Annotated in this window: 16 protein-coding genes; 15 read left to right on the top strand and 1 reads right to left on the bottom strand. The window is 29.0% G+C overall.

Going from position 1 to position 18,360, the window contains the following annotated elements; translation table 11 throughout:
* Positions 1–47: 47 nt before the first annotated feature.
* A complete protein-coding gene (locus I6U48_RS07015) occupies positions 48–1,820 on the top strand; it encodes a DUF2207 domain-containing protein (RefSeq protein ID WP_218319706.1) in 1,773 nt (590 codons plus the stop codon).
* Between the two features lie 115 nt (positions 1,821–1,935).
* Positions 1,936–3,603, top strand: a complete 1,668-nt coding sequence (locus I6U48_RS07010; protein WP_218319705.1) for a purple acid phosphatase family protein — start codon at positions 1,936–1,938, stop codon at positions 3,601–3,603.
* A gap of 80 nt (positions 3,604–3,683) precedes the next feature.
* Here I6U48_RS07010 and I6U48_RS07005 read toward each other — a convergent pair whose 3' ends face one another.
* Positions 3,684–4,652 carry an alpha/beta hydrolase gene (locus I6U48_RS07005; RefSeq protein WP_218319704.1) on the bottom strand — a complete coding sequence of 323 codons (969 nt, stop codon included), beginning with the start codon at positions 4,650–4,652 and terminating at the stop codon, positions 3,684–3,686.
* A 504-nt stretch (positions 4,653–5,156) separates the two neighbouring features.
* Between I6U48_RS07005 and I6U48_RS07000 the strand changes: the two genes are divergently transcribed.
* The 13 genes from I6U48_RS07000 (at position 5,157) to I6U48_RS06940 (ending at position 18,317) form a co-directional block, all read left to right on the top strand.
* Complete coding sequence (locus I6U48_RS07000; protein WP_218319703.1) at positions 5,157–5,948, top strand: ABC transporter ATP-binding protein; 792 nt, start codon at positions 5,157–5,159, stop codon at positions 5,946–5,948.
* Positions 5,949–5,951: 3 nt separating this feature from the next.
* Positions 5,952–7,604: a hypothetical protein gene (locus I6U48_RS06995; protein WP_218319702.1), complete on the top strand. Its 1,653-nt coding sequence runs from the start codon at positions 5,952–5,954 to the stop codon at positions 7,602–7,604.
* A 127-nt stretch (positions 7,605–7,731) separates the two neighbouring features.
* The gene (locus tag I6U48_RS06990; protein ID WP_218319701.1) at positions 7,732–8,400 is read left to right on the top strand and encodes a Yip1 family protein; all 669 of its coding nucleotides are present in this window, start codon (positions 7,732–7,734) and stop codon (positions 8,398–8,400) included.
* A gap of 233 nt (positions 8,401–8,633) precedes the next feature.
* The gene (locus I6U48_RS06985; protein ID WP_218319700.1) at positions 8,634–9,263 is read left to right on the top strand and encodes a hypothetical protein; all 630 of its coding nucleotides are present in this window, start codon (positions 8,634–8,636) and stop codon (positions 9,261–9,263) included.
* 92 nt (positions 9,264–9,355) lie between these two features.
* Entirely contained in the window at positions 9,356–10,420 is a 1,065-nt protein-coding gene (locus I6U48_RS06980) for a PDDEXK nuclease domain-containing protein (RefSeq protein WP_218319699.1), read from the top strand.
* A 295-nt stretch (positions 10,421–10,715) separates the two neighbouring features.
* A complete protein-coding gene (locus I6U48_RS06975) occupies positions 10,716–12,095 on the top strand; it encodes a GAF domain-containing SpoIIE family protein phosphatase (protein WP_218319698.1) in 1,380 nt (459 codons plus the stop codon).
* Positions 12,096–12,125: 30 nt separating this feature from the next.
* Positions 12,126–12,677 (top strand): SiaB family protein kinase, encoded by a 552-nt coding sequence (locus I6U48_RS06970; protein ID WP_218319697.1) that lies wholly within the window; start codon positions 12,126–12,128, stop codon positions 12,675–12,677.
* A gap of 14 nt (positions 12,678–12,691) precedes the next feature.
* Positions 12,692–13,075: a DUF1987 domain-containing protein gene (locus I6U48_RS06965; protein WP_218319696.1), complete on the top strand. Its 384-nt coding sequence runs from the start codon at positions 12,692–12,694 to the stop codon at positions 13,073–13,075.
* Positions 13,076–13,095: 20 nt separating this feature from the next.
* The gene (locus I6U48_RS06960) at positions 13,096–13,836 is read left to right on the top strand and encodes a GGDEF domain-containing protein (RefSeq protein WP_218319695.1); all 741 of its coding nucleotides are present in this window, start codon (positions 13,096–13,098) and stop codon (positions 13,834–13,836) included.
* Positions 13,837–14,133: 297 nt separating this feature from the next.
* Complete coding sequence (locus tag I6U48_RS06955) at positions 14,134–15,234, top strand: BMP family lipoprotein (RefSeq protein WP_218319694.1); 1,101 nt, start codon at positions 14,134–14,136, stop codon at positions 15,232–15,234.
* 173 nt (positions 15,235–15,407) lie between these two features.
* Entirely contained in the window at positions 15,408–16,436 is a 1,029-nt protein-coding gene (locus tag I6U48_RS06950) for a LacI family DNA-binding transcriptional regulator (RefSeq protein ID WP_218319693.1), read from the top strand.
* A 73-nt stretch (positions 16,437–16,509) separates the two neighbouring features.
* Entirely contained in the window at positions 16,510–17,814 is a 1,305-nt protein-coding gene (locus I6U48_RS06945; protein ID WP_218319692.1) for a pyrimidine-nucleoside phosphorylase, read from the top strand.
* A 107-nt stretch (positions 17,815–17,921) separates the two neighbouring features.
* A complete protein-coding gene (locus tag I6U48_RS06940; protein ID WP_218319691.1) occupies positions 17,922–18,317 on the top strand; it encodes a cytidine deaminase in 396 nt (131 codons plus the stop codon).
* Positions 18,318–18,360 lie beyond the last annotated feature (43 nt).

Below are 18,360 nucleotides of genomic sequence, written 5' to 3'. Positions count from 1 at the left end.
TGTTTATAATAGTTTGCTGTATAATAACGTTAAAGGAGAAAAAGTTTATGAATAGAAAAAAAATCTATTTTCCACTGATATTTGTATTTTTACTGTCTATACTTTTAAGCTTCAAAGTGTGTGCAAAAGAAATAAGGATAAGTAGTTTGGATGTAGACTCAAAACTATTAAAGGATGGAGCTTTATATATAGAAGAGACCATTGATTTCAAAATGGATGGAGATTTTAACGGTGTATATAGAGAGATAAATACAAAGTTCTCTAGTGGAGTTGAAAATATAGAGGTAAGTGAACTCGGAGCAGCAGGAGAAAGAAAATTTGAGAAAGTAGAAAGTGCTCAAAATGGACAAGATGGGGTATATCAAATACTAAAAACGGGGGATATATATAACATAAAAATATACTCTCCATCTAAAAATACAAATAAAAGTTTTAAGCTAATATATAAGCTTAACAATGTAGCGGTAAAGTATAATGATATAGGTGAGCTTCACTATAAGTTTTGGGGAGATAAAAGTAAGACTACTATTGATAGATTTAATATAAAATTGACTATGGAGGAAGCAACCTCGGCCAGTGACTTAAGGATTTTACCAGTAGAATACCCGAAAAATATGGAGGCCAAAGTTATAGGTGATAATACATTTAGTATAAATGGAGAAATGGTGAAAACAGAAACGCCTATAGAAGTAAAATTTTTCTTTCCTAAAGAGTCAATAGATTTATCTGAGAATGTAGTTAAAGAAGATATGTTAAAGAAAATACAGGAAGAAGAAAGCGCTTATCAAAAATCAATTGATGATGCGAAAAGACATAGAGAAAATATGAATTATGCAGGAAACATTATTGGAATTATAATTTTTGTTGTAAATTTATTTTTAGGTTTTTTCATTTTTAAATCAACAAGAATTAATCTGGAAAATTTAGGATACAATGATTTTCCAGATGACTGTACTCCAGCAATAGCAGGTAAGCTATATAAAAATAGTATAACGGAAAGAAGTGTAATAGCTACTATATTAGATTTAGTAAGAAAAGAATATCTAAACATAAAGAAAATAGATAATGATGATTATATGATAGTAAAAAAGAAAAATGCAGATGAATATCTACTGTCACATGAAAAGTATGTAATAAAATGGTTTATAGATTACATAGGCGATGGTATAAAAGTTAACTTAAAAGATATTGAAGAATACAGTAAAGAAAGCAGATATAAGTTCTTTGACTACTTCTACAATTGGAAGATGAAAGTTAAAGAAGAATTTAATAAAAAAGGGTATTATGATAAAAATAGAATAAAGTTAGCACGTAGTTTTATAAGCATATCTTTTATAGAAATATTACTTATGATCATTTTTCTATCATATTCAATTGCAGCTTCTTTAGTAGCCATGATAACAGGGGGATTTATATTGATTTATAGTTTTTCCTTATATCGTAGAAAAACTCAATATGGAGAGAGTCAATTTAGAATGTGGAAGAACTTTAAGGTTCATTTAGAAAATGAATCTTTTGTCAAGTATGAAGAATTGAAATCTATTGATAACATAGACAAGTATTTGGTCTATGCTATAGCACTAGGGATTAACAATGAGGTTTTTGAAAAACTTAATATTAATATTGATACTAAGAGTAATAGCGAAGATGATTATTATGCTTCATGTTTGTACTGGTATTTTTGTCTTGATATGGATAGCAGCGATAATACAATTCAGAATAGTTTATATAATCATAGTAATGCCAATGACGGTGGTGGTGGCTTTTCATCAGGAGATGGTGGAGGTTGTGCTGGAGGAGGAGATGCAGGTGGATTTTAATTCTTGAAATTTTTAACATTAAGTTTTCTTAATTTTAACTTAAGATAATATAATTTTAATTTTACCTCTGTATAATGAAGATGAATTTGGAAAATAAATGTAAGAGGTGAAAGATATGAAAACAAACCGTATCATAGCAATAATAACTGGAATTATGATAACTTCTATTATGAGTATGCCAATAAGTAGTAAGGTATATGCTGCTTATGATGGTACAAGTATTGATTCTAATTTAAATTCCAGTAGCACACCAGATCATATTACTTTAACATGGACAAAAGATCCAAAAACCACTCAAACAATTACTTGGAGAACTAGCAGCAATATAGATAAAGGATTAATTGAGTATACTAATACAAAAACAAGAGAGATAAAAAAAGTTACAGCGGGAAAAGAAAGTTTTTCAACTGCAAGTACTGACATAAATATAGGAAATATGAATATATTTTCAGCTACAATAGAAAATCTTCAACCAGGTACTGTCTATAATTATAGAGTAGGCGATGGAACCAACTGGAGTAGTATAAATACCTTTAAGACAGAAGAAAATGGATATCTAGAAACAAAATTTTTGATATTTGGAGATTCTCAAAGTGGAAATGCTGATGTACCTAATTATGCACCTTGGAATAAAACAGTGCAAAACGCATTTTTGAAAAATAAGGATGCTGATTTTTTGGTTAACCTAGGAGATTTAGTTGAAAAGGGACAAGATTATAGACATTGGAATAATTGGTTTGATGCAGCAAAAGGGGTCATAGATAAAATTCCTGAAATGCCTGTCCAAGGCAATCATGAAACTTATAATGCTTTGGGATGGGATTCTACTAATCCTAAATATTTTGTAAATCAGTTCAAGGTCCCAATGAATGGACCTGATGGATTAAAAGGACAAGTTTATTCTTATGATTATGGTAATGTACATTTTGTGGTGTTAGATAGTCAAGAAGATGAAGAGGCACCAAATAATGATGAATTTTTGAAGAAACAGGCCCAATGGTTAGATAATGATTTATCAGTCAATAAACAAAAATGGACAATTGTAATGTTTCACAAAACACCTTACTATAATAAGGCTTCAAGAGCTAATGTAGCATTAAAAAACATATTTTCACCAGTGATAGAAAAACATCATGTTGATGTAGTTTTAAATGGACATGATCATGGAGTATCAAGAACATTTCCAATTAAGGATGGCAAGTATTACTCAGAGTATTCAGATGGAACAGTTTACTATGTAACAGGAAGAAGTGGAGCAAAATATTATGGTGATCTAAGCTCAAAAGTATGGGATGCATTTTTCTTTGATCCACAGGATATGCCTTGCTATGAAGTAGCAGATGTGCAAGGAAATGTTCTTAGTATAAAAGCATATAAACAAGATGGGACTTTAGTAGATACACTTAATATAGATAAAAGTAATAAGAATAATAGCACAAAAGTTATCTTACCTTCAGCATACAATGTAGATATGAATAACAAAGAGTTAGCTGCAATAGGGGCAGATCCAAGACTTGTAATTTATGGTACTCCTATAGCTTTTGGAAGTAACCAATGTGAGATAATAGATGGGGAATCTTATGTAAATCCACAATATATAGCGCTATACATGGGGGGAAGTTATGATAGCAATAATTTAAAGCTTACTATAGGAAAAACTGTTTATACCTTCAGTAATCAAGATATTTCTAAAAATAAAAATGTAAGTGTTGAAGCTTTAAACAAAGTCGGATTTAATTGTGAATACAATAGTCAGCTAAATACAGTAATGGTAGACAAATAGTAAAAATGTTACGTATAATTTTAAATTTTAAGGACTGCTCAAAAGGATTTTCCATGAACAGTCCTTAATTAATTTGCTAATTATATAGATGCTAAGAATTCTTTTAAAACAGCTTCATATTTATCTCCATATAAAGAGTAAGAACCTACGTGTGTTGAATCATCAAATAGAACTAATTTACTTTTTTTATTATTTAATAGTTTTCCCATTTTAGCACTTTCTGTATATGGAATTGTGGTATCCTTTTTTCCGTGTATCAGTAAAATTGGAATATTAGATTTACTAACACTATTCAAAGGACTTACGGTGCTGTAATCTACTCCATAGATTAGCTTAAAGTTTAATATTATCATAGGTACGAAAGGAAAATCAGGAAGTCCTGTCCAAACCTTCATATTACTGTTTAAATAATCTTTTAAATCACTAAAAGGTGAATCAGCAATAGCGAAACTTATATCATTTGTCTTATCTAGTACACTTAAAGAAGTAGCTGCCCCCATGGAAAAGCCTATAAGACCTATTTTATCACCTATCCCTTTTGATTTTACAAAATTTATGGCACCTAAAAGGTCTTGTTGTTCATTATATCCAATGGTAACACCATTTTTACCGGCGTAATCTCCATGTCCCCTAAAATCGAATAGAAGAGTATTGTATCCTTGAGTTAAGAATAACTTAGCAAGTCTAATATTGTCTATCTTCACATCAGAGGGAGTTCTTCCACCAACCATAAATTTGGAATCACCATAGCCGTGACATACTATTATAGTTTTTTTACTACCTTTATTTTTTATAATATATCCAGATAAAGATATATCATTTTTTTGGCTATTGAAATGTACCTTTTCAAAATCTTTTATTCCATATACTTTAAAATTGGGCTGAAGGTTGATTGATTTGGGATGGCTGAATTTGAATACTATATAAACTGAAAAAGCTTCAATTAACAATATTATAAGTAAGATAAGAATTAGTGTTATTTTCATGAATTTCTTTGAGGGTAAAACCCTTACTCCTTTTTCTCTTAATGATATTGTTTTATTCTCCACAGGTCGTCACTCCTTGTAAAGGTAATTAGTAATATACTTTAGTATAATACGTAAGCTCATATAAAACAAGAAACTTGATATATAACCTTTAATAAATTTCTGAAGTTTTCTTGACAAGCCTAGCTTACAAACGTAGACTATAAATGCAAATAAATTGTACTGATAAGTAAATTAATGGAATACATGAATTGAAAATGTAAAAAAATATATTTATATGTATCAATGCTATATGATAATACATAAGGTTAAATGTAGAATGCTTATCTATATAATGATAGCTTCATTAACGGAAATGTACACTGAGATGATAACGATAACATGGACTTATATACGGTAAAATTATTAAAATCCAGTATATAGTAGTTTTGCCTTAATTATAACAATGTTGTATTATATATCACATAACATTGTATTTATGAAGTGAAATTTGTATTAGGTTAATTCGCAAGCCAATTTAATATGAATTTCGCTTTTATTAATATTAACATGAATAGGAGTGATTTTATGGAGAATACAAGAGAACCTTTGATAACTATAAGAAATCTGAAAATTAAATTTGGAGAGAAAGAAGTATTAAAGGGTGTAAATTTAGATGTACATAAGGGACAAATTATAGGTTATATAGGACCCAATGGAGCAGGTAAAAGTACTACAGTAAAGATAATGTTAGGGCTTGTAACTGGATATTTAGGAGAAGTAAAAATTTTTGGGCAGGATATATCTGATGGAAATATAGATTATAAGAAAAGAATAGGGTATGTACCTGAAACAGCTGAAATATATGATAATCTTACTGCGAGGGAATATCTAACATTTATAGGAGAACTGTATGGATTAAATTATAACGAAGTCGATAAAAAAGCTGAAAGACTTATGAAAGTATTTCAGATCGAGTCAGTATATAATTCAAGAATATCATCTTATTCTAAAGGTATGAAGCAAAAGGTACTCATAATATCAAGTTTATTGCATGATCCAGACATACTATTTTTTGATGAACCCTTAAGTGGATTAGATGCAAATAGTGTTTTGGTAGTTAAAGAAATATTATCAGAACTGGCGTCACAAGGGAAAACAGTATTTTATTCATCACACATAATGGATGTGGTTGAAAAGATAAGTAACAGAATAGTGTTATTAAATGGTGGCCAAGTAGTAGTCGATGGAAGCTTTCAAGAATTAATGCATAAGTGTAAGGAAGGATCATTAGAGAAAATATTTAATCAGTTAGTAGGGTTTAATGAACATAAGGAAATAGCAAGGGAATTTGTATCCATAGTTCAAGAGAGGTATTAATTTATGAGAGACTTTAAAGTATTGAAATTTCTAGATAACTTCAGAGGATTCTTTGAAAAATTGGGTGTAGATTACCACATAATGAGAAAAATTCTGCAAGTAAAGCTTATTATGGATGGAAGAAGAGTACCTACTGCTGTAGGTGGTTCAGCAAAAAATAAAAACGAAGACAAGTATGAGAATGGATTTTTTAAATCTCTATGGATTTATGGATTAATAGGAATAATCATTGTTCCTTTTGTAGTTATGGGAAAAAACTTTATATTTCAAATGAGCTTTGTTTTTGGAATGTTGATGTTTATGATCATGACTTCTTTAATTTCAGATTTTTCGTCTGTACTTTTAGATATTAGGGATAAGAATATTTTATTTTCAAAGCCAGTAGATAACAAAACTTTAAGTACAGCTAAAGTCATTCACATACTAATTTACATGTTCTTTATGACTATTTCTATTTCGGGTATTCCGCTAGTGGCAGCATTAATAAGGCATGGAGTCTTATTTTTCATTATATTTATATTTGAGATTGTTTTTATGGATTTATTTATAGTTGTATTAACAGCCTTATTATATTTGGTAATACTAAAATTTTTTGATGGGGAAAAGTTAAAAGATATGATAAATTATGTTCAAATAGTCTTATCCATAGCTATAAGCATAGGGTATCAATTAATTGGAAGGGTATTTGAAATTAGTAATATAAAAGTAATATTTACGCCAAAATGGTGGCAGTATTTCGTAGCTCCTATATGGTTTGGAGCGCCTTTTGAAGTCATATTGCAAGGTAATAAAAGCATACCTTTTATATTACTTTCAATTTTAACGGTAGTTGTACCTATTGTTTCAATATTCGCATATATAAAGTTAATACCAAGCTTTGAAAAAAACTTACAAAAACTAAATAATAATAGTGGAAAAAGTGAAAAAAGAAATAAAGTAATTTCTGATGTAATATCCAAATTTATTTGTTTTAACAAAGAAGAAAGAACATTTTTCAGATTTGCTTCCAATATGATGAAGAATGAAAGGGAATTTAAGCTTAAAGTATATCCGTCTTTAGGTTTCTCGTTGATTTTTCCCTTCATATTTATATTCAATGTGTTAAAGGATGATGGCTTATCAAAACTTGCTTCAAGCAAAGTTTATTTATATATATATTTCTGTGCATTAATGCTTCCAACGGTAATTATGATGATGAAATATTCAGGGAGATACAAAGGGGCTTGGATTTATAAAACTATGCCTATTAAAAATATAGCTAATATATTTAAGGGAACCTTGAAAGCATTTATTGTTAATCTCTTAATGCCTATATACATTATTGAATGTGCAATATTTATATATATATTTGGAATGAGAATATTTCCAGATTTGATTGTCATATTTTTTAATATGATGCTATTCACAGTAATTTGTTTTAGAGTTATGAAAAAATCATTACCTTTTTCAGAGAGTTTTGGAGTTTCTAAGCAGGGAGAAGGATTAATTATGATTCCACTTATGATTTTAATTGGGGCTTTAGCGGGAGTACATTACTTTTGTACCACCTTTAATTATGGTGTATATATATACATGATTGTGGCATTTGTCATGGTAATAGCTGCATGGAAAAAGGCGTTTAACATATCTTTAGACACTATAAATTTAAATGAGTAATAATCATACAAGTATACTTTAAACCATAGAATATATAAGAATTTCTATAATTGAATTTGTTAGGTTTTTAAAGCTAATAAGTTGAAGTAAAAGTATTAAAAATATAATTTTAAGGGGGATATTTAAAATGTCAGAAAAAAATAAAAGTGGAGTGTTAAAAAATATCTTTGGAGCTATAGTAGAGCCGAGAGAAGCAATGCAAAGAATTAGTGAGGAACAAAAGATACTTAAATATTTGATACCTATAATAATAGTACAATTAATCGTATCAGTATCGGAATTGCCTAAACTTATAAATTTTTCGATATTACAGGCTCAAGAATTACCAAATTTTTCGCAGAATACAATACCAATGTTAAAAACTATTGTTACAATTTCCGTTATGGTAGCACCTATACTTACCCCAGTATTAACAATATTGGTAGTTACTGCAGTTATTAAGCTTATAACTATGTTTATGCAGGAAGATGGAGGCTTCAAACAATTATTTTGTGTAAATATTCTTGCCTATATTCCAATGGTAATTGCAGGAGTTGTAGGAGCTATAGTAATGGCATTTACAGATCCTCAAAATATCAAAAATGTCTCAACTAATCTCACAGTATTTCTAGGTTCATCAGTAAGTGAGAAAAGTATTATTTATAAGTTATTTTCGTCTATTGATCCTTTTTTAATATGGAGCTTGATTTTAGTGGCAATAGGTATTTCTGTTGTTTATAAAATGAATATTAAAAAATCAACTCTTATAATTTTTGGAATTTATATTGTTGGAATAGCAATTAGAATTTTTGTTTAGTATAATTTATGAAAAAACTATTATATAATTTTGAAAATTAGCAATAATATAAGTATATTTTAAAAGAGCATTAAATGCTCTTTTTTTAAATAAATAATTAAAATTAAGAATATGAGATGAGATATATACATAGTAAGTTTTAAATTTAAGTTACATAAGAATACCTTAGATTCAAGTTCGTTTTTATAATTGGCCAAAAGATAAGATGAGTAATATTTTAAGGATGTGCTTATATGAAAAAAGTAATGTTATTATTTATTTGTTTTATATTATCATTTACTGCAGGTTTTGTATCGGCTAAAAATCCTCTTAATGTGAGTAGTGAAGGTAAAGTATTTGAAAATAGTTCGGAAGAATATATAATAAAAGATAACAAAGTATATGTATCTGAAGATGCATTAAAAAGAGATTTTGGATTTAATGTGTCTTTTGATAAAAAGGAAAATAGTGTACAATTGTATAGTACAGAAAAAAAGGCATTAGAGGAAAGAATAACGCTGTTTCAGGAATTTGTAGAAGACTATAATCCACAAATTCCTGAAGATGTGGCACAACTTTGGGCAAAAGGAGTTAAAACAAGAAATGGAGCAGTTCAATATGCAGCTCTTAGTAAACCCTTAAAAGAAAAATTTAAGGAAACAATGGATAAAAGGGAAAGTTGGGTAACTGGATTTTCGAGCCCTTGGTTGGAAAGTTATAACATAACGAGGGAAAAAGCTAACGAATCTACATGGAAATACAATATATCATTTAAGGCAGTAACATCAGCCCAAGATACATACATATGGCATGCCACTTTAATAGTAAGTAAAGAAAATAATAAATGGAGAATAATTGATATCCAAAAGGATTTTGATATATAGTTAAAATTTCTGTATAATTAGTATTATAATTATAAGGAAACATAAGAATAATAAATTTTCATATATAATATGCGATAAAAGGGGGGAGTGCAATGATAGATAAAATAAGAGAAAAAGTAGTTAATTCTCAAAAAAAGGCTATAATTAGTGTAAACAGGGAATTAATTGTACTCTATTGGGAATTGGGAAATCTTATATTAAAAATAGATACAGATGAGGTTTTGGATTATACATTAGAGATTATTTCACAGGATCTAAAGAAAAATTTTCCTGATATTCAAGGGTTTTACCAAAAAAATCTAAAGTATATGTGTAAATTTGCCGAGGAATACAAAGATAAAGAGTTTATTAAAAATTTTGCTTCAAGAATAAGTTGGTCTCATCATATAATACTAATTAATAAAATAGAAGATATAGATATTAGAATAAAATATATTAAAAAGATCATAGAGAATAATTGGAGTAAGGATAGAGTAATAAGAGAGATTGAGACTGAATATGGAATTTGCGAGGATGTATATAGAAATGATACCGAGGGAAATCTTTTTAACAAGGAAATAGAAGATAAGAATGATTACAATAATTCAAAAAAAGTAGAAGAAGATGCTGAAATAACTGAGTTAACAGATGAAAAGGCTTTAGATAATGAGCTGTTAAAAGATGGATATTTATTTGATTTTTTAAACTTTTCGGAAGAAGGCAGTGAAAGGGACTTAGAGAAACAAATTAAGGAAAAGGTTTTAGATTTTCTTATTGAAAGTGATTTGGGATTTGCTTTTATAGGGGACAAGTATCATATAAAAGTTGAAAATGAAGATTATTATATAGATATATTATTTTATCATTTGAAGCTTAGATGTTATGTAGCAGTAAAATTAAAAATAGGTGAGTTTAGACCAGAGTATTTAGGAGCATTAGGTTTTTATCTTTCTATAGTAGATTGTAAATTAAAATCTAAGGAAGATGATCCAACCATTGGTATAATGTTGTGTTATGATAATGGAAAGCTTATAGTTCAATATGCCTTCAAGGAAAGCCTAAAAGATAAAGAAGGAATCGAATACAAATTAAGTGAAGAAATTACATCACAATTTAAAGGAAGTTTACCAGAAGTAAAGGATATTGGGTATGGTGTCAAAGAAAGACTAAAGGGATAGATTGATATTGAAAGTAGCAAGTTAAAATTAAATATTTTTCCTGCTGCTTTTCTTTCTAAAAATGACAATTACCATATTATATCTTAGAATTTTGAGTGTACAAGTATTTATATTTAATTTATAAAAATTGATATAAGTAAATAATAGAATCTGAGTCGAATAAATTGAATGAAGCTAAGACTGAGGAAATTATTAAAGAAAGTATTGAAGAAAATAATGAAAATATAGTACATTATACTTAGTGTAGGATAAAGGAGGTTTTGAGCTTCTAAAACATAGGCTCATATTTAATACTATGAATGTTGATAATGATATATATGAACAAAGTGTTACAGATAATATGGAGTTAAATAAAGAGGTTTTAGAAATTTTAAATAGAAATCTGCATGAGCAAAAAGCTATGAATTGGGTATTAGGAGAGGTAATTAAGGTTTCTTCAAATTTAAGTTCCTTTGTTGGACTGATGGAGATTATTACTGACATGCTCATGGGCGTGATGGGTCTTGATACCTGTACTATATGGATAAGACAAAATGTTGGTTTCAAATGTTATTCAAGAAGCATTTATAATGAAAATGTATTTGGTACAGAAGACTCTACTGATCTTCCACAATATTTTATGAGAATTAAAAATCCTAGTTTATTTAACTTAGATAATGATGAATATAAATTTATAAGAGGAAAAAATGTTAAATCAATACTTTTAGTACCTCTAGACGATTTTAAAAATAAAAATAGAATTGGGGTGATAGTTGCTGAGCACCATTCTAAAGAATATTTTACAAAAAGTAAGATGGATTTTTTTTATACTTTGGCAATACAGATATCTATAGCATCTGAAAATGCCAAATTATTTGAAGAAGAGAGAAAAAAATCTGAAGACGAAATAAAAAAGAAAAATGACCTTATTATAGAAAATATAAACTATGCAAGCGTAATACAAAATTCTCTTTTGCCAGATCTATCATTTATAAAAAAATATGCTAAGGATGCATTTATAATATGGAAGCCTAGGGATATTGTAGGTGGTGATATTTATTGGTTTATTCCTCAAAAAAATGGATTTTGTACAGCTATAATAGATTGTACAGGACATGGAGTGTCTGGGGCTTTTGTGACAATAGCTGTAAATCAAATTTTAAATCAAATTCTTAAGGAAGGCGAAACACAAAGTGCATCTGAAGTACTAAATAAACTCAATACCATATTTAGGGACACATTTTACAAATTTAACAATATTGAGCATTTTCATGCAGGGCTTGATATAGGAATTTGTATTGTGGATAAAAAACTAAAAAAGCTTATATATTCAGGAGCACATATTTCACTTTTCTATTATTCTAAGGGTGAATTGAAAGAGATAAGAGGAATAAATAGAAGCATTGGCTATGGTATGGAGAGGAAGATACATAAAAAACCTAAAGAGTTTACAGATATAGTAATCGATTATCTGCCAGGTGATGTTTTTTATATGACTACAGATGGTTTAATAGATCAAAACGGAGAGGAAAACATATATCCATATGGTATAGATAATTTTATAAAGGTTCTAGAAAATGTTAATAGATTACCTTTTGAAAAACAAAAACAAAAAATATGGAACAGTATTGATGAATACATGGGAAATGAAGAACAAAGAGATGATATAACATTAATTGGAATAAAACCAGATTAACATTTTATCTCATTACAGGAGTTGATAATTATGATCACTGAGGAATTACATTCTATTGTAAAAAAGATGAATAAAAATGGTATTATTATAAGTTTTAATGGATCTTTTACTCAAGAAATAATAGAAGAAATCGGAGAAAGTATAAAAAATTATATAGAACAAGATAACTGTGAAATGAAAGGCTATGAAGTTCTGTCTATATATATAGAGCAATCGCAAAATATAAAAAACTATTTTTATAAAAAAATTAGCATTGATAACGAGAAGGAATTTTTAAAACTTGCGTTTGAAAGTATAATAGTTATAGGTAAGGAACAAGATGATTATTATATTTGTTCAGAAAATATTATAAATAATGTTGATGTTAAAGGTTTAAAAGAAAAATTGAATTATATAAATTCTCTAAATAAGGAACAATTAAAAGCATATTATAAAGAAAAGCTTAAGTTCGGCAAAAACAATGATTTAGGAGCAGGTCTTGGGCTAATAAATATGGCGAGGAAGGCTAGTAAACCTTTGAAATATTTATTTATGGAAAGAGATGAGAAGTATTCTTTCTTTATCTTAAAAGTTAATATATAAAAAGGAGAGTTAAAATGGAAACACTATATTTAGAAAAGACAAAATCGTCACCAGAGGTGGAATTTAATCCAGAAACAGGGGTTTTAAAAATAAGTGGTCAATCCTATCCAGAAAATGCATTCAAATTCTATGAGCCTCTCTTTGATTGGATTGATGATTATATTAAGGTTACCGACAAGGAAATACAATTGTGCATTAGTTTAATATATTTAAATACAAGTAGTATAAAATGTCTTATGGATATTATATATAAATTTGAGCAAGCTGCACAAAGTGGCAAAAAAATTGTAATCAATTGGCACTATAAAAAAAATAACAGAAATATTTTAGAATGCGGTAATGAGTTTAAAGAGGATTTAGAAGAGAGTATTGAATTCAATCTTATAGAAGAAATTTAGAGTTAAGGGAGAAGAAAATCATGCTTAGCGACTTAGAAAATCTTTTTAAAGAAGAAATGGAAGAACTCAATAATGCAAAACAAAGATGTAAAGAATCACAAGATGTGGGAAATGTTCTAATAGAATATTTTGATAAGCTTATATCAAGTTATGAAAAAACATTAAGATCTATGATGAAGCTTACGAAAATTAGTGATGGACAGCAGGTATATCTCCAGCAGATACAGGAGGAGCTGCGTAAAGAAATTGAAGAAAGAAAAAAATTTGAGGAAAAACTTAAATATTATGCATATACAGATCCTATGACAGGTGTTTCAAATCGTAGAACAGGTTTTATGGTGCTTGAAGAGCAAATAAACAATTGTATAAGAGGAGATAACTATTTTTCTATATGTCTTATAGACATCGATCAATTAAGAAGTATTAACGATATATATGGACATGTTGAAGGTGATAATCTTATAAAAGATTTAGTAGAAATTATAAGAATTTCTATAAGAAAGGATGATATAATAAGCCGCATGGGTGGCGATGAGTTTATAATTATATTTCCTAAGTATAGGTATAATGAAGCACAGAGAATCATGCATGAGGTTTTTAAAAAAGTACAAGACTTTAATGAAATGAACTTAAAACCATATAAAATTTCCTTTAGTCATGGTATTAAAGAAATCAATGAATACACAACTATAACTAATATAGATGAAATTATTAAAGGTGCAGACAAAATAATGTATGAAAATAAAACAAAAAAACACTAAAAAAATATAGATTTAAAGTTAAAAAATTTAAAAGTAATAAATATGATATCTAGGAATATATTTATAAAGACATTTAGCTGTATTTTAAAATATGGGCAAATGTCTTTATTGTAGTTTATATACTTTATGTAAATATTTACAAATGATAAATAATCTTAAATATATGAAAACTATGTGAAATGATCATGTAAAAAAATAAAAAAAAATTTTTTGAAACCACTAAAAAGGGGATTGACTTATGCATAAATTGGCATTATTATTAATGTGTAAGCGATAACATATTCGGAGGTGTACGAATTGAAAAAAAAGATTATAACTATTCTAGCAGCAGTAGCTATTGTTACTGGTGTATTTACAGGTTGTGGAAGTAAAGATTCAACAACACAACAACAAAGTGGACAAACTGGAAAAAGCGTAAAAATTGGTCTTTCAACAGATGAAGGTGGATTAAATGATAAATCATTTAATCAGGCAGCAGATACTGGAATAAAGAAAGCTGTAAAGGACTTTGGAGTTGACTATAAAGCAGTTGAATCTGCTAAAAAGGAAGATTATGAATCAAATCTAGATGCTTTGGTTAATAATGGAGACAACTTAGTCTTTGGAGTTGGCTTCCAAATGGAACAAGCTATGAAAAACATAGCTGGTAAATATAAAGATAAGAACTTTGCTATAATAGATACAACAGTTGATTTACCAAATGTTGAATCAATATCATTCAAAGAACAAGAAGGTTCTTTTTTAATGGGTGTTATAGCTGGTAAAATGACTAAAGCTAATAAAGTAGGTTTCATAGGTGGGAAAGATCAAGCTTTAATAAACAAATTTGAAGCAGGTTTTGCTGCAGGAGTAAAAGCTGTAAATCCAGAAGCTGCAACAGGATTAATAAGTGCAGATGGCAAAACTCCAGGAACAATGGTTAAATATGCGGATAGTTTTAACGACACTAATAAAGGCTATGAATTAGCAAAATCATTATATGGTGCTGGTTGTGATGTTATATACCATGCTGCTGGTGGTGTTGGTATAGGAATGTTTAAAGCAGCTAAAGAACTTAAGGATTCAGGAAAAACAGTTTGGGCTATTGGAGTCGATATGGATCAAGCAATTACAGTTCCAGAATATTCAAGTGTAATTCTTTCAAGTATGGTTAAAAAGGTTGATACAGCAACATATAATGCTGTTCAAGATGTTGTTAAGGGAAAATTCCAAGGTGGAAAACATGTAGTACTTGGAATAAAAGAAGATGGTGTAGGTGTAGCACCTTCCTCAGACAAAAATACTCCAAAGGATGTTTTAGATTTAGTTAATAAATATATGGAAGCTATAAAGAGTGGAAAACTTACAGTTCCTGAAACAAGAGATGCTGTAGGTAAGTTCACAGTTCCTCAAATTTAAAAATAAAAAATAATGAAGTTTAAATCAGATGGAGTGTATCTATGCTCCATCTGAATTATTATTCAGAAGAAGATTATGTAAGAGAGTTATGTTAAGTTGCATAATAAAAGATGTAACTTTGTGGTATAATAACCTGCAGAATGGGGATTGCTTTATATAAGGGAGGCTATGTCATGGGAGCCACAATAAGTGATATTGCTAAGAAAGCAGGAGTATCTTTAGCAACAGTTTCAAGAGTATTAAATAGTTCAGGATATGTAAAAGAAGAGACAAAAAATAGAATATTGAAAGCCATAAAAGATTTGAACTATACACCTAGTGCTATTGCTAGAGGATTATCTAAAAATGAAATTAATATAATAGGTGTAATCGTTCCAGATATTACGAATTCTTATTTTGGAGAAATTATTAAGGGAATAAGTGAGATAGCTGAAAGGCATAATTTAAATATTGTATTATTTAATACAGATGACAAGTTAGAGAAAGAACTAAGGGCCCTTAATGTTATTAAAGAACAAAGATTGATGGGGGTTATAATGACGCCGATTTTTGGTGGAGATGAATTCAATAGCGTATATTTTAATACTATTGAAAATTTAAGCATACCAATAGTATTGGTTGCAACAGACATAAAACATTCAACTTTTAATGGAGTTTTTGTTGATAATATAAAAGGTGGTTTTGATGCGACTAGTCTTCTAATAAGAGAGGGACATAAGAAGATATCAATAATAACAGGCCTTTTAAGCTCAGAAAGAGCAGTACATGAATTAATAGGCTATAAAAAAGCTTTAACATTAAATAATTTATGCGTAGAAGAAAATTTTATATTTAAAGGCGACTATAAGTTAGAAACTGGTTATGAGTTAACGAAAAAGATATTGTCAATGGAGGATGGACCAACGGCTGTAGTCATATGTAGTAACATGATGACTATGGGGTCTATTAAGGCTGTAATGGAAGAAAATAAGAAAATTCCAGACGACTTAGCGATAGTAGGCTTTAATAAGTTAGAGGTTCTTGATATGGTTGGCATAAATATTACCTATGTAGAAGATTCACCTATAGACTTGGGAAGAACTGCAATGAATATGCTTAATGAAAAAATTGAAGGTAAAGAAAAAAATGAAGTTAAGAGAATTAGAATTTCTCCAACTATCATTTTGAAAGGATCAGAAAAAAGTAAAATTAAGAATAAATAAGTATTTTTTAAATGAAAAAATGTTGAACTAATCCTAATTGGCAAGGTTAATTTATATAGGGAGGTGCTTAATTATGAGAATGTATGATTTAATACTAAAAAAGAGAAATGGTAATGAGCTTACTACAGAAGAAATAAATTATTTTGTAGATAACTATACCAAAGGAAACATACCAGACTATCAAGTATCAGCTCTACTAATGGCAATATATTTTCAAAAAATGAATATGAGAGAGACATCCGATTTAACTATGGCTATGGTTAGATCAGGAGATATATTAGATCTATCTAAAATAGAAGGAATAAAAGTTGATAAACACAGTACTGGAGGAGTCGGTGATACTACTACTTTAGTACTTACTCCAATGGTTGCTGCATTAGGAATACCAGTTGCAAAGATGTCAGGAAGAGGATTAGGACACACTGGAGGAACAATAGATAAACTAGAATCTTTTGAAGGCTTTTCAGTTGAGATAACAGAAGAGCAGTTTGTAAATAATGTCAATACTAAAAAAATAGCTATAATGGGTCAGACTGCTGATTTAGCACCAGCAGATAAGAAACTATATGCTCTTAGAGATGTAACAGCGACTGTAGATAACATATCATTGATATCTGCAAGCATAATGAGTAAAAAGATAGCTGCAGGAGCAGACTGTATAGTATTAGATGTTAAAGTAGGAGACGGAGCATTTATGAAATCCTATGAAGATGCTAAGAAACTAGCTGAAGCAATGGTAAGCATAGGAAAGAATGTAGGTAGAAATACTGTTGCGGTAATTTCAGATATGGATCAACCTTTAGGATTAGCTGTAGGAAATGCTCTTGAAGTAAAAGAAGCATTAAATACATTAAAAGGTAACGGACCCAAAGATTTACTAGAACTTTGTCTAACACTCGGAAGTAACATGGTAGTTCTTGCTAAGAAAGCTAAGACAGTTGAAGAAGCTAGAGAGATGCTTTTAAAGACAATAAGTAATGGCTCAGCATTATCAAAATTAAAAGAATTTATTGGAGCTCAGGGAGGCAGTGTAGAGCAAATAGATAACAGTGAACTTCTGCCAAAAGCTAAGTATGTTTATGAGGTTAAAAGCGATACAGAAGGATATGTATCTAAGATTAATTCAGAAAATATAGGGCTAATAGCTATGGAGCTTGGTGCAGGAAGAGCTACTAAGGAAGATGTAGTAGATTTGGCAGTAGGAATTGTACTTAACAAGAAAAGAGGAGATAAGATAGAGAAGGGAGATACTATAGCTTATATTCATGCCAATAATGAATCAAAGATAGAAAAAGCAGCCCAAGATATATTAAATAATTACAAAATCTCAGATAACTACGAAGAAACTATTCCGTTAATTTATGATGTTATAAAATAGAAACAGGAATATCTTAAGCTATTTATAAAATTATGTGGAAGCGGTTACATAATTACGTAATGTAACCGCTAAATATATATAAGTTTATTCGATAGGAGATGATAATCATGGATTATAAAGAACTTATAAAGGTGGCTTTAAAATATAGAGAAAGAGCATATTCTCAATATTCTAATTTTAAAGTAGGTGCAGCGATTTTATTTGATAGTGGAAATATATACGGTGGATGCAATATAGAAAATGCATCCTTCGGGGCTACAAATTGTGCTGAGAGAACTGCCATATTTAAAGGCATATCTGAAGGTGAAAAAGAGATTAGGGCAATAGCAATAGTGGGAGATTTAGATGACTATACTTATCCATGTGGGATATGTCGTCAGGTAATTGCTGAGTTTGGAAAAATGGATGCTAAGATAGTTCTTGCTAAAAATGAGGATGATTATATTGTAAAAGATTTATCAGAAATACTTCCGGGAGCTTTTACTAAAGAAAACTTAAAATAAGATGAAAATTAGTGTGTATGTTTTATAGATACCCACGGCCGAC

It is taken from the genome of Clostridium thailandense (genome assembly GCF_019207025.1).
GTDB lineage: Bacteria > Bacillota > Clostridia > Clostridiales > Clostridiaceae > Clostridium_AM > Clostridium_AM thailandense.
This window is presented reverse-complemented; position numbering and strand designations above follow the sequence as displayed.